Raw genomic sequence first — 13,212 nt, 5'->3', positions numbered from 1 at the left:
CAGGAATAATCGTAGAAGGCACGCGGGACGGGCGCAGCGAGCCGCCCGGCCACGTGCCGGAGTAGGGGAAAGTGGATGGCCCAGACTACCACCGCGCGGCGGGGGCGGGAATGCTTGTCCCTGACTTGTTCACAGGATCATCCACAGCCTGTGGATGAAACCCCTGCGGCGCAGGCCGGACAAGGCTTGACGCAGTGGGGGTGGGGTCTATAGAATTTCCGGTTCTTTCCGTCCCATTCATACAGGTGCCCCCATGGCCACCAAGCGCACGTTCCAACCCAGCAACCTCAAGCGCAAGCGCGATCACGGCTTCCGCGCGCGTATGAAGACCGCTGACGGCCGCAAGATCCTGTCGCGTCGCCGCGCCAAGGGCCGCAAAGTCCTCAGCGCTTGATTGCGTTGCCGCCCCGTGCGGCAGATGCAACTCCGATCGTGAGCAGCACCGACCCGCGCAAGCGATTTCCTCGCTCTGCGCGGGTTCGTACGCGTGCCGAATATACAACGGTCTTCAACGGCGCCCGCCGTGTATCCGACCCGCTGATGACACTGCACTGGCTGAAAGGGGATTCCCCCGCCCGGCTGGGCTTGGCCGTGTCACGCAAGGTCGATACGCACGCGGTGGGCCGCAACCGTATCAAGCGTGTGCTGCGTGATGCCACACGCCACCTCCGGGCGGGCATGGCCGGGGGTGACTACGTCGTGGTCGCCCGCTCGGCGGCCAGACTTGCCAGCAACCGGCAGATCCGCGAGGCGTTCGAACGCCTGCTGCGCCGTGCCGGCGCATTGCCCGCCGTGGTCGCTGACGGCACAATGCCGCCGCGCGAGGGCAACGAACCCTCTTCTTCCTTGAACGCGCCGGGCACCCTGCCTGGTCGAGCCGAGCCTGCCTGCTGATGAACCAGACCCGTGTATTCCTGATTTTCGCCTGGCTGATGGTGGCGGTGCTGCTGTGGATGGAGTGGGGCCGCGAGAAGAACGCGCCGGACCCGGCCACCGTCGCCGCGACCCAGCCCGCGGTACCGGCGGCAAACGATGCCGACCTGGCACCGCCGGCCGCCGGCAACGTACCGCAGGCGGCCGTTCCCGGGCAGGCCACGGCCACGCCTCCGCCGGCGCTGGAAGCGGCCACCACCGCGCCCCGCGTGAACGTGACCACCGACGTGCTGAAGCTGGTGCTCGACGGCCGCAGCGTGCTCGACGCCGACCTGCTGCAGTTCCCGCAGACCAAGGCTGCCGGCAGCCCGCCGGTGCAGCTGCTGACCGAGGAAAAGGCGCATCCGTACAGCGCCACCAGCGGCTGGGTCGGCCAGGGCGGCTCGGCCGCGCCGGGCGCCAACGGCTTCCAGCCGGTGCAGGCGGCGAAGGACTACACCCTGGCCGATGGCCAGAGCGAGCTGCAGGTGCCGTTCGTCTGGAACGGCCCGAACGGCGTCAGCATCCATCGCACCTACACCTTCAAGCGCGGCGACTACGCCATCGGCGTCAAGGATGAAGTGGTCAACGCCGGCACCACGCCGTGGCAGGGCTATGTGTTCCGCAAGCTGGACCGGGTGCCGCCGGTGCTCAGCCGCAGCATGACCAACCCCGATTCCTTCAGCTTCAACGGCGCCACCTGGTACGACAACGACAAGAAGTACCAGCGCCGGCCCTTCGCCGATTACCTGGAGGACGGCAACCTCAACCAGACCATCACCGGTGGCTGGGTGGCGATGCTGCAGCACCACTTCTTCACCGCGTGGATCCCGCAGGCCGACCAGGCCTCGCTGTACCTGCTTTCGCAGAACGGCCCGCGCCATGTCATCGAGGCGCGCGGCCCAGGCTTCACCGTGGCCCCGGGCCAGAAGGTGAGCACCCAGGCACGCCTGTGGGTCGGCCCGAAGCTGGTCAGCCAGATCGCCAAGGAAGACGTCCCCGGCCTGGAGCGCGTGGTCGACTACAGCCGCTTCTCGCTGATGGCGATCATCGGCCAGGGCCTGTTCTGGGTGATGAACCAGGTCCACAAGCTGGTCGGCAACTGGGGCTGGTCGATCATCGGCCTGGTGATCCTGCTCAAGCTGGCATTGTTCCCGCTGGCCAATGCGCAGTACAAGTCGCAGGCCAAGATGCGCAAGTTCCAGCCGCGCATCGCCCAGCTCAAGGAACGCTATGGCGACGACCGCCAGAAGTTCCAGACCGCGATGATGGAGCTGTACAAGAAGGAAAAGATCAACCCGATGGGCGGCTGCCTGCCGCTGCTGATCCAGATGCCGATCTTCTTCGCCCTGTACTGGGTGCTGGTGGAATCGGTGGAACTGCGCCAGGCACCGTGGTTCGCGTGGATCCAGGACCTGACCGCGCGTGACCCCTACTTCATCCTGCCGGTGATCAACGTGGCGGTGATGTGGTTCACCCAGAAGCTGACCCCGGCACCGGGCATGGACCCGATGCAGCAGAAGATGATGCAGTTCATGCCGCTGGTGTTCGGCGCGATAACGGTCTTCATGCCGTCCGGCCTGGTGCTGTACTGGGTGGTCAACGGCGGGCTGAGCCTGGCCCAGCAGTGGTGGATGACCAAGAAGCACGGCGAGGACGCACCGACGCCGCCGGCCAAGGCCGAAGCCAAGTAAACGCGAAAGCCCGCCGCAAGGCGGGCTTTTCGCATGCGCGGCGCGGGTGCGCGCCGTCGTGCTGCCCACGGGGCCAGCGGCGCAGGCGCCGCTCCACTAGAATCGTCCGGCCTCCGCCCGTCTTCGCCTGCCATGTCCCGTTTTCCAGCACTGCGCGGTTTCCTGTTGCCCGTGGCGATCGCCGCGTTGCTGGGCGCGTGCGGTGGCGGGCAGCAGGACGTACCGCCGGCCCCGGCAGTGGAACAGGCCGCGGCCGCCGACCCTGCCGCCGCGCCCCTGCTGGCGGCATTGCAGAAGCAACTCGACGGCCACCGCCGCATCATCGTGCTGCTGGCCGACGAGGGCGCGCAGGGCGAGCGCGACCGCGCCACGTCCACCCGCATCGGCCAGCAGTTGTTCCACCAGGGGCTTGAGCAGCGCGAGGCGATCGCCGCGCAGTTCGATGCGCTGCTGCGCACCGCCAGCCCGCAGCGCTTCGCCACGCTCGGCGTGGTGCTGGACTACATCGAGTCGGCGCCGGATCTGTTCGATGCCGACCGCCTGGCGTTCCGCGAGGTGCTGCGCGACCTGCACGCGCGCATCGGCGCCGATTCCTCGCTGCCGGCGGTCAAGCTGCACCAGCGCATCGGCGAGGATCTGGAGGCGCTGGACGAGATCGAGCGCAACTACAACCAGGAAGTGACCCGCATCTTCAGCCGCTTCGATCGCACCCGCGCCATCGCGCTCAAGCGCGAGAAGTGGGAGGACTACCTGGCCCACCTGCGTACCCGTTACGAGCGCGAGGCGATCCTGCGCGACCATGGGGTGATCGAGCCCTACCCGATGTCGATGAAGGACAGCGAGCGCGAGATCTTCGGCCGCGACCTGCCGGCCAAAACCGTGGTGCTGACCTTCGACGATGGTCCGCACAAGGCGCATACCGAGGAGATCAGCGCCATCCTCAAGCGCTACGACGTCCCCGGCGTGTTCTTCGAGGTGGGCCGCAACATCGGCACCGTCGCTGCCGACGGCACGGTGACGCTCGGTGCGATGGCGGGCATCAGCCGCCAGTTGATGGCCGACGGCTATGCGGTGGGCAACCACAGCCTGACCCACGCGCAGCTGTCGCGCACCAGCGGCGACGCGCTGCGCGAGCAGGTGCTGGGCACCGACACGCTGCTGCGCCGGGTCGGTGGCGAGCGCGCGCCGCTGTTCCGCTTCCCCTACGGCGCGCGCAACGCCGAAGGCCTGCAGCTGCTCGGCGAGGCCGGGCTCAAGTCGATCATGTGGAACATCGATTCGATGGACTGGGCCGACCCGGTGCCGGAGTCCATCGTGCAGCGCGTGCTCGAGCAGGTGCAGAAGGAGCAGAAGGGCATCATCCTGTTCCATGACATCCACGATCGCGCGGTGAAGGCGCTGCCGCAGATCCTGGACCGGCTGATCGCCGACGGCTACCAGTTCGCCGGCTGGAACGGCCGCGATTTCTCCGTCAGCCGCGCGCGCCGCGATGCCGGCAACCCAGCCACCGTTACCACCGGCTACGAGAAGTCCTGGGCGATCGTGATCGGCATCGACGACTACGCGAAGTGGCCGAAGCTGGAGTATGCCAGCCGCGACGCGCAGGCCGTGGCCGACACCCTGACCGCCCAGTTCGGCTTCCCTTCCTCGCAGGTGATCGTGCTGAAGAACCACGAGGCCACCCGCAACAACATCCTGGCGGCGTTCCACGACCGCCTCGCCGATGGCCGCACGCAGAAGAACGACCGCGTGTTCGTGTTCTTCGCCGGCCATGGCGCCACCCGCCAGCTCGCCTCCGGGCGCGACCTGGGCTACATCATCCCGGTGGACTCGGACCCGCGCGAGTTCGCCACCGACGCGATCGCGATGACCGACGTGCAGAACATCGCCGAGAGCCTGCAGGCCAAGCACGTACTGTTCGTGATGGACGCCTGCTACAGCGGCCTGGGGCTGACCCGCGGCGGCGCGTCGTCTTCCGCGTTCCTGCGCGAGAACGCGCGGCGTGCCGCGCGGCAGATGCTCACCGCCGGTGGCGCCGACCAGCAGGTGGCCGACAGCGGGCCCAATGGCCACTCGGTGTTCACCTGGGTGCTGCTGCAGGCACTGTCCGGCAAGGGCGACCTCAACGGCGACGGCCTGATCACCGGCACCGAACTGGCCGCCTACGTCGCGCCGGCGGTGTCGGCGGTATCGCGGCAGACCCCGGCGTTCGGCAGCCTGCCAGGCTCGCAGGGCGGTGAGTTCGTGTTCCAGGTACCGGACAGCCAGGAATTCCTCAACGCCGGCACCACCCAGCTCTCGGCCGACGCCATCGCGCTCAACAGCCGCGTCGATGCGGCCCAGGGCGGTGCCGAGGCCGCGGTGAAGGTGGCCAGCCTGCAGGGCGGCAGCAGCACGCTGGTAGTGCCGGCGGCGGTGCCGGCGTCCGACCGCCAGCGCGCCCAGCAGGCCAACGACCGTGGCCTGCAGCTGTACCGCGAGAAGCGCTACGACGAGGCGGTGGCACAGTTCACCGAAGCGCTCAAGCTGCGCCCGGATTTCGCCCAAGCCGCCAACAATCTGGGCTTCGTCTACTACCGCCAGCAACGCTACGCCGAAGCGGCGCGCTGGCTGGAGAACACACTGAAGATCGACCCGTCGCGCGCGGTGGCCCATCTCAACCTGGGCGACGCCTATTTCCACGCCGGCGACAAGCCCCGGGCGAAGCAGGCCTACGCCACCTACCTGGAACTGCAGCCGCAGGGCAGCGGCGCCGCGCAAGCCCGCGCGCAACTGCAGAAGCTGTAAGCCATGAACGACAGCGCCGGGCGCGACACCATCATTGCCATCGCCAGCGGCGCTGCGGCCGGCGGCGTCGGCATCCTGCGGCTTTCCGGTCCCGCATCGGCGGCGATCGCACGCGGGCTCGGCTGCCCCGCGCTGCAACCGCGGCATGCGCACTACGCGCGCTTCCGCGATGCGGACGGCGAGGTGCTCGACGACGGCATCGCGTTGTACTTCCCCGGTCCGCGCAGTTTCACCGGCGAGGACGTGGTGGAACTGCAGGGCCACGGCAGCCCGGTGGTCCTGCGCCAGCTGCTGGAGCGCTGCGTCGCGCTCGGTGCGCGCCAGGCGCGGGCCGGCGAGTTCAGCGAACGCGCCTTCCTCAACGGCAAACTCGACCTGGCCCAGGCCGAGGCCATCGCCGACCTGATCGCCGCCGGCGACGTACGTGCCGCCCGCGCTGCCCGCCGCTCGCTCGACGGCGTGTTCTCGCGGCGCGTGGAGGACGTGGCCGAACAGCTGGTGCGGCTGCGCATCCACGTCGAGGCCGCCATCGATTTCGCCGACGAGCCACTGGATACGCTGGGCGGCGCGCAGGTACGCGCCGGCGTGGCCCAGGCGCGCGCGGCGCTGGCGCGGCTGCGCGCCGACGCCGAACGTGGCCGCAAGCTGCGCGACGGCCTGCACGCGGTGCTGATCGGCCCGCCCAACGCCGGCAAGAGCTCGCTGCTCAACGCCCTGGCCGGCAGCGAGCGCGCCATCGTCACCGACATCGCCGGCACCACCCGCGACACCCTGCGCGAGACCATCCGCATCGACGGCCTGGAGCTGGAGCTGGTCGACACCGCCGGCCTGCGCGAAGGCGGCGATGCCATCGAGCGCGAGGGCATGCGCCGCGCCCGCGCCGAAATGCAGCGCGCCGACTTGGCCATCGTGGTGCTGGACGCACGCGACCCGGAAGCGGGCCGCCAGGCGGTCGGCGATGCCGCCGCCCAGGCCGCGCGCCAGCTGTGGGTACTGAACAAATGCGACCTGCTGCGGCAATGGCCGCAACCAGCGGGCGGCGACGTGATCGCGATCTCCGCCGCCAGTGGGCAGGGGCTGGATCAGCTGCACGCGCGCCTGCGCGAACTTGCCAGCGAAGGCGCCGGTGAAGGCCAGCAGGGCGAGTTTTCCGCGCGCCTGCGGCATGTGCAGGCCATCGCCCTGGCCGCTGCGCACCTGGACGATGCCGATGCGCAACTGCGCCACGACCACCTGGAACTGGCTGCCGAGGAACTGCGCCTGGCGCACCAGGCGCTGGGCGAAATCACCGGCCGCATGACCGCCGACGACCTGCTGGGCCGGATCTTCTCCAGCTTCTGCATCGGCAAGTAGCCGGCCGCCGGCATTGAAACGTTCATCGGCGGCCGGTTAGTCTGCGCGGGCCGCCGTGATGGCGGCCCTGAAGGAGTCCGGTCCAATGCGCCATTGATGCCCGCCCCGCCAGCACGCGCTGGTGAGGCCTCGCGAAGTCCCGCTGCCGCCGGCAGCCGGGTGATCCGGGCATGGATGGAATGCAATGACCACGACTCCCTTCCTGACGCTTGAACGCGTCTCCTGGCAGCTGCCCGACGGCCGGCTGCTGTTTTCCGATCTGGACGAAACCTTCGACGCGCGCCCGACCGGGCTGGTCGGGCGCAACGGCGTGGGCAAGAGCGTGCTGGCGCAGGTGCTGGCCGGCCGCCTGGCGCCCACCCGCGGGCGCTGCCTGCGCTCCGGGCCGGTGGCGTGGCTGCCGCAGCAGATCGACGCTTCGCCGTCCGCGAGCGTCGCCGAACTCGCCGGCCTGGGCGATGCGCTGGCGGCGCTGCATCGTATCGAGCAGGGCAGCAGCGACCCCGCCGATTTCGAAGCACTGGGCGAGCGCTGGCAGCTGCGCGAACAGCTGCAGGCCGCACTGGAGCGTATGCAGCTGCACGGCGTCTCCGCCGAGACGCCGGTGCGCCGGCTCAGTGGCGGCCAGCGCATGCGCGTGGCCCTGGCGGGCGCGTTCCTGTCGGACGCCGATTTCCTCATCCTCGACGAGCCCACGAACCATCTCGACGCGCCGGGCCGGCAGCTGCTGCGCGACCAGTTGCGGGGCTGGCCACGCGGCCTGCTGGTGGTCAGCCACGACCGCGAGCTGCTGGGCGACATGCAGCGCATCGTCGAGCTGTCCTCGCTGGGCCTGCGCAGCCATGGTGGCAACTACGACTTCTACGCGGCGCGCAGCAGCGAAGAGCGGCGCCAGGCCGCGGACACGCTGCAACAGCGGCGCCACGAACGCCGCCAGGGCGAACGGATGCTGCGCGAGCAGCAGGAACAACGCGAGCGTCGCGCCGCCCGTGGCAACCGTGAAGCGGCGCACGCCAACCAGGCACCGATCCTGCTGGGCCGGCAGAAGCAGCGCGCGCAGGCCAGCGCCGGCAAGGCGCTGCTGCAACGGCAACAGCAACGCGAGCAGCTGCAGGAACAGGTACGGCAGGCGGCGGCGCAGGTGGATGCCGCGGCCCCGGTGGTGTTGCTGCCGGCCGCCGCCGCCGGCGCTGCGCCCGCCCGGGTGGCCGCACTGCAGGACGTGGTGCTGCCGTTCGTCGAAGGTGCGCTGGCGCGGATCGACCTGCTGCTGGGGCGGGGCGAGCGGCTGGCCCTCACCGGCCGCAATGGCAGCGGCAAGTCGGTGCTGCTGCAGCTGCTGGCCGGACGGCTGGCACCGCGGCACGGCACGGTGCAGGTCAACGTGGCGCATGCCTGGCTCGACCAGCATCTGTCCCTGCCGGTGCCGCAGGGTACGGCGGTGGAGCAGCTGCGCCATGCCACCCCGGGCATGGCCGAACCCGAGCTGCGCACCCGGCTGGCGCTGCTGGGCCTGGCTGCCGGGCACGCCGACGCGCCGGTCGCCGCGCTCAGTGGCGGCGAGCGCATGAAGCTGGCGCTCGCCTGCGCCGTGTACGCGCAGCCACCGGCGCAGTTGTTGCTGCTCGACGAACCGGCCAACCATCTTGATCTGGAGGCGACGCAGGCGCTGGAAGCGCTGTTGCGGCATTGGCCGGGCACGCTGCTGGTGGCGGCACACGACGAAGCGTTCCTGCGTGGCATCGGCATCAGCGGCCGCCTGCATGCCGGCGCCGGCGGCTGGTGCCGGTTGCCGCCGTGAATCACGCCAGCCGCACGCGATGCGGGCAGTGGCGGCGCTGGGCGCGGCCATGTCCCATGCCGGTCACATCCACCCCGCACACTCCCGCTTCCTTCAATGACGGCAACAGGAGCGGGCGGTGTCCGGCAAAGCGGTGATGGCGGTGGTGGCAGGGCTGTGCATGATGGCATCCTCGACGGCAATGGCCGCCGCTCCCGTTCCCCCATCGCCGCAGGTATCGGTGTACGCGCACCGTGGCGCCAGTGCGCTGCTGCCCGAGCACACGCTGGCGTCCTACGCGCAGGCCATCGTCGATGGCGCCGACTACATCGAGCCGGACCTGGTGATGACCCGCGACGGGGTGATGGTCGCGCGCCACGAGAACGAGATCGGCGCCACCACCGATGTCGCCGCGCACCCGGAGTTCGCCGCCCGGCGCACCAGCAAGGTGATCGAGGGCAGGCGCGTCGAGGGCTGGTTCAGCGAAGACTTCACCCTGGCCGAACTGAAGACCCTGCATGCCCGCGAGCGCCTGCCGGAGCTGCGCGGCACCGCGTTCGACGGCGAGTTCCGCATTGCCACCCTGGACGAAATCCTCGAGTTCCTGGTGCAGCAGGCGCGGCGCAGCGGGCGCGGCATCGGCCTGGCGCCGGAGATCAAGCACGGCAGTTACTTCCGCGGCATCGGCCTGGCGATGGAGGAGCGCCTGCTCGACGCCCTGCGCGGCAATCCCTACACCCGTGTCGCACCGGTACTGGTGCAGTCGTTCGAGACCGCCAACCTGCGCCAGCTGCGCGCGCGCATCGGCCGCCAGTCCAACATCCGCCTGCTGCAGCTGCTGGGCGACGCCCAGGCGCGGCCTGCCGACGTGGCACTGGCCGGTGGCGAGCTGACCTACGCGCGCATGGCCACGCCGGCCGGCCTGCGCGAGGTGGCCGGCTATGCCGATGCGATCGGCGTCGAGCGCCGCGCGCTGCTGCCGCTGGATGCGCAGGGGCGGTTGGCCGCGCCCACGCCACTGATCGCCGACGCGCATGCCGCCGGCCTGCAGGTGGTGGCCTATACCTTCCGCCCGGAAAACCCGTTCCTGCCGCCGGACCTGCGCCAGGGCGCAGCCGATGCGCGCAACCCACAGGGGTCCATCGCCGAGATCCGTGCCTATCTGCGGGCCGGGATCGATGCCTTCTTCACCGACGACCCGGCGCTGGGCCGCCGCGCGGTGGACGGCGATGCCCCCGTTGCCGGCGGCGCCGGCTGATGCCCGGTCACGACGGGTCGCGGCGCGGGCGCGGGCGCAGCTGCACCACCACCTCGTAGTCGCGGCCCTCGCGCGGCTGCCACAGCACCGGCACCTGGCCGGGCGACGGCGGCTCCAGCTCGGCATCGGCCAGCGGCGCATCGGCGTCGTCCTGTTCGTCCTCGTCCTCCCAGCTGTAGCGCTTGCGCGGTGCCAGCGGGTCGGCATGGCGGAACAGCAGGGCGGCGATCACGCCTGCGGCCGCGCCACCCATGTGCGACTGCCACGACACGCCGGGCTCGTGCGGCAGCACGGTCATCACCATGCCCCCGTAGAACAGCACGCCGATCATGCCGGCGGCGATCGCGGCGCGGTCGCGGCGCAGCAGGCCCAACCCCAGCACCAGGAACATCAGGCCATGGGTGATGCCGCTGGCGCCCAGGTGGTGGCTGCCGGGCTCGCCCAGCATCCACGCACCGACGCCCGAGCCCAGCCACAGCAGTGGCAACGCGCGCAGCGTCGCCTTCGGGTAGACGGCGCCGGCCAGGGTTCCCAGGATCAGCAGCGCGGCCGCGTTGGCCGCCAGGTGTTCGATGGAACCGTGCAGCAGCGGCGCGCCGAGCAGCCCCAACAGGCCCGCGGTGTCGTGCGGGCCCACCGCCCAGGGCCGCCAGTCCCAGCCGGTCTGCTGCAGCGCGAACATCGCCACCAGCAGCAGCACGAAACCCAGGCTCAGGTTGAAGGCGCGCAGCACGCGACGGCGGTCGCTGCTGCGGTCGGTGGCCGAGGTCTGGCCGGTGTCTGGCGTGTTGGAAGTGTCCATGGCTTTCGGGATTGCGGCGCCCTGCAGTGAATGCAAGGGCGCCGCCTCGGGACGCCGGCGTACCACCGGCGGGACAATCGCGGCGTGTGCCGGTTCCGGGTCAGGCCTTGTGCCCGCCCTTGGGCGGCAGCTTCAGGCTCAGCACCATCGTCACCACCAGGATCGCGGCGACCACGCCCAGCGACACCGGCACCGGGATCTTGTACAGGTCGATCAGCAGCATCTTGGCGCCGATGAAGCCCAGGATCACCGCCAGGCCGTACGGCAGCAGGTGGAAGCGGTCGGCCATGCCGGCCAGCAGGAAGAACATCGCGCGCAGGCCCAGCACCGCGAACACGTTGGAGGTCAGCACGATGAACGGGTCGGTGGTGATGGCGAAGATCGCCGGGATCGAATCCACCGCGAAGATCACGTCGGTGACCGCGATCAGCACCAGCACCACGAACATCGGGGTGAACCAGCGCACGCCGTTCTTCTCGGCCATCAGGCGGTTGCCGTTGTACTCATGGGTGATGCGCAGGTGCCGGCGCATGAACTTCAGCGCGGGGTTGTCGTCCAGGCTCGGTTCCTGGCCGGCGGCGAACCACATCTTCCAGCCGGTGAACAGCAGGAACGCGCCGAACACGTAGAGCAGCCAATGGAACTGGCTGACCAGCACGGTGCCGGCGAAGATCATCACCGTACGCAGCGCAATGGCACCCAGGATGCCGATGATCAGCACGCGCTGCCGCGCCGTCTCGGGCACCGCGAAGTAGCCCATGATCAGCAGGAAGACGAAGATGTTGTCGACCGCCAGCGCCTTTTCGATCAGGTAGCCGGTCAGGAACTGCAGGCCGATTTCATTGGCCACCGCGGTACCGGCGGTCTCGTTCAGGTAGTACCAGAGGCCGGCGTTGAAGGCCAGGGCCAGGGCGACCCAGCCGATCGACCACAGCAGGGCTTCCTTGAAGGTCACCTTGTGCGGGCCGCCGTGGCGCATCAGCACCAGGTCGATCAACAGGGCGGCGATGACGACGGCGACGAAGCCGCCCCAAAGCCAGGGATTACCGATTGTCTGGATCATGGGAGTTCCGGTCATGTGGAGGTTCTGGGAACCGCAGGGGCCAAGAACTGGACACGGAATCGGGGAGACCGGGGACAGAGCTTCGCCTATGCGGCGAAGGTCTTGCTCACAGCCCCGGGGCCGGGACTGCCGTTGCACCGGAGCCTTGCGGCTCGAACTGACGGCGACAACGTCTGGGAGCTACTCCCCTTCAGCCGCCGATAGTGCCGGTTTGACGCTTTGCCGTCAATGAATGCGCCGCGGCGGCGGCCCGGCGCCCGTTACAATGGCGCCCATGAATACCCCCCTTCCCGTCGTACGCCTGAAGAACGCGTGGCGCTCCAGCCACCCGTGGATTTTCCAGAAGCTGGTCGAAAAGCCCGTCGCCAAGCCCAAGCCCGGCACCATCGTCGACGTGGTCGGGGTGGATGGGGAGTGGATCGGCCGCGGCTTCTACAACGGCCACTCGCGCATCGCCGTGCGCATCCTGGAAACCCGCCGCAACGTAGACGTGGACCAGGCCTGGTTCGCCGCCAGGATCGCCGACGCGGTGTCGCTGCGTCGTGACGTGCTCAAGCTGGACCAGGTGTCCAACGCGTGGCGCGTGGTGCACAGCGAGGGCGACGGCCTGTCCGGGCTGGTGGTGGACCGCTACGACGACCTGATCGTGGTCGAGTTCTTCGCCGCCGGCATGTTCCGCCACCGCGAGTGGATCTACGAGGCGCTGCGCGCGCAGTTTCCGGGTTGCCGCTTCCACAGCTTCGCCGACGAACACGTGCAGAAGCAGGAGAGCTTCGACTTCCACGGCAACACCACCACCGAACCAGCGGTCATCACCGAGTACGGCATCAAGTTCCGTGCTGACCCGGCCGGCGCGCACAAGACCGGCTTTTTCGCCGACCAGCGCGAGAACCGGCAGTGGCTGAGCCAGCAGGTCGAAGGCAGGAGCGTGCTGGACCTGTGCTGCAACACCGGCGGCTTCGCCGTGTACGCGGCCGCGCGCGGCGCCAGCGAGGTGCTGGGCGTGGACATCGACCAGGACGTGATCCAGATCGCCAAGGGCAACGCCCGGCTCAACAACGCCAAGCCGAAGTTCGTGCAGGCCGACATCTTCCCGTGGCTGCGCGATGCCGCCAACCGCGGCGAACAGTACGACGTGGTGATCCTGGATCCGGCCAAGATGACCCGCGACCGCGACCAGGTGATCAACGCGCTGAAGAAGTACCTGGACATGAACAAGCTGGCGCTGGGCGTGGTCAAGCCCGGCGGCCTGTTCGCCACCTTCTCCTGCACCGGCCTGGTGTCCGAGGAGCAGTTCCTGGACATGCTGCGCCGCGCCGCGTTCTACGCCGGCCGCACCCTGCAGATCCTGAAGGTGGCGGGCGCCGGCCCGGACCACCCGTTCATGGCGCACGTGCAGGAATCGCGCTATCTCAAGGCGGTGTTCTGCCGCGTCGTGGACTGAGCATTCCAGGGGAGCGGCAACGGTCGCTCCCATAGCGCGCGGATCGGGCGCCATGCCCGGCGGCTATGGCTGTAGCAACGGCGGGTACTACCGGTCCGCGCCGCGGCGGCGGTATGGTC

Annotated in this window: 10 protein-coding genes; 8 read left to right on the top strand and 2 right to left on the bottom strand. The window is 69.6% G+C overall.

Annotated features, from left to right (window positions below; all coding sequences use genetic code 11):
- The first annotated feature begins 253 nt into the window (after positions 1-253).
- The 7 genes from rpmH to ACJ7VY_RS16495 all read left to right on the top strand — a co-directional run bounded on the left by rpmH (position 254) and on the right by ACJ7VY_RS16495 (position 9,784).
- Positions 254-394, top strand: a complete 141-nt coding sequence (gene rpmH / locus ACJ7VY_RS16525) for a 50S ribosomal protein L34 (protein WP_006404565.1) — start codon at positions 254-256, stop codon at positions 392-394.
- Between the two features lie 38 nt (positions 395-432).
- Positions 433-894, top strand: coding sequence for a ribonuclease P protein component (gene rnpA / locus ACJ7VY_RS16520; protein ID WP_054668516.1), 462 nt, complete (start codon positions 433-435; stop codon positions 892-894).
- On the top strand, positions 894-2,606 hold the full coding sequence (yidC, locus tag ACJ7VY_RS16515) for a membrane protein insertase YidC (protein WP_313256011.1): 1,713 nt from the start codon (positions 894-896) through the stop codon (positions 2,604-2,606). Before rnpA ends, yidC begins: the two co-directional genes overlap by 1 nt.
- Before the next feature lie 132 nt (positions 2,607-2,738).
- Positions 2,739-5,393 carry a polysaccharide deacetylase family protein gene (locus ACJ7VY_RS16510; protein ID WP_409476084.1) on the top strand — a complete coding sequence of 885 codons (2,655 nt, stop codon included), beginning with the start codon at positions 2,739-2,741 and terminating at the stop codon, positions 5,391-5,393.
- A 3-nt stretch (positions 5,394-5,396) separates the two neighbouring features.
- Positions 5,397-6,746, top strand: coding sequence for a tRNA uridine-5-carboxymethylaminomethyl(34) synthesis GTPase MnmE (gene mnmE / locus ACJ7VY_RS16505; RefSeq protein ID WP_409476083.1), 1,350 nt, complete (start codon positions 5,397-5,399; stop codon positions 6,744-6,746).
- A 184-nt stretch (positions 6,747-6,930) separates the two neighbouring features.
- The gene (locus ACJ7VY_RS16500) at positions 6,931-8,547 is read left to right on the top strand and encodes an ABC-F family ATP-binding cassette domain-containing protein (RefSeq protein WP_409476082.1); all 1,617 of its coding nucleotides are present in this window, start codon (positions 6,931-6,933) and stop codon (positions 8,545-8,547) included.
- A 160-nt stretch (positions 8,548-8,707) separates the two neighbouring features.
- Positions 8,708-9,784 (top strand): glycerophosphodiester phosphodiesterase, encoded by a 1,077-nt coding sequence (locus tag ACJ7VY_RS16495; protein ID WP_409476835.1) that lies wholly within the window; start codon positions 8,708-8,710, stop codon positions 9,782-9,784.
- Between the two features lie 7 nt (positions 9,785-9,791).
- On the opposite strand, the gene ACJ7VY_RS16490 is transcribed toward ACJ7VY_RS16495, so the two are convergent.
- Together ACJ7VY_RS16490 and ACJ7VY_RS16485 are read right to left on the bottom strand one after the other, a co-directional pair.
- Positions 9,792-10,586 (bottom strand): rhomboid family intramembrane serine protease, encoded by a 795-nt coding sequence (locus tag ACJ7VY_RS16490; RefSeq protein ID WP_104940051.1) that lies wholly within the window; start codon positions 10,584-10,586, stop codon positions 9,792-9,794.
- A 100-nt stretch (positions 10,587-10,686) separates the two neighbouring features.
- Positions 10,687-11,646 carry a TerC family protein gene (locus ACJ7VY_RS16485; protein WP_104940328.1) on the bottom strand — a complete coding sequence of 320 codons (960 nt, stop codon included), beginning with the start codon at positions 11,644-11,646 and terminating at the stop codon, positions 10,687-10,689.
- A 277-nt stretch (positions 11,647-11,923) separates the two neighbouring features.
- On the opposite strand from ACJ7VY_RS16485, the gene ACJ7VY_RS16480 reads away from it, so the two are divergent.
- On the top strand, positions 11,924-13,093 hold the full coding sequence (locus ACJ7VY_RS16480) for a class I SAM-dependent rRNA methyltransferase (RefSeq protein ID WP_409476081.1): 1,170 nt from the start codon (positions 11,924-11,926) through the stop codon (positions 13,091-13,093).
- The last annotated feature ends 119 nt before the right edge of the window (positions 13,094-13,212 follow it).

It is taken from the genome of Stenotrophomonas sp. Y-13 (assembly GCF_046267925.1).
GTDB lineage: Bacteria > Pseudomonadota > Gammaproteobacteria > Xanthomonadales > Xanthomonadaceae > Stenotrophomonas > Stenotrophomonas acidaminiphila_A.
This window is presented reverse-complemented; position numbering and strand designations above follow the sequence as displayed.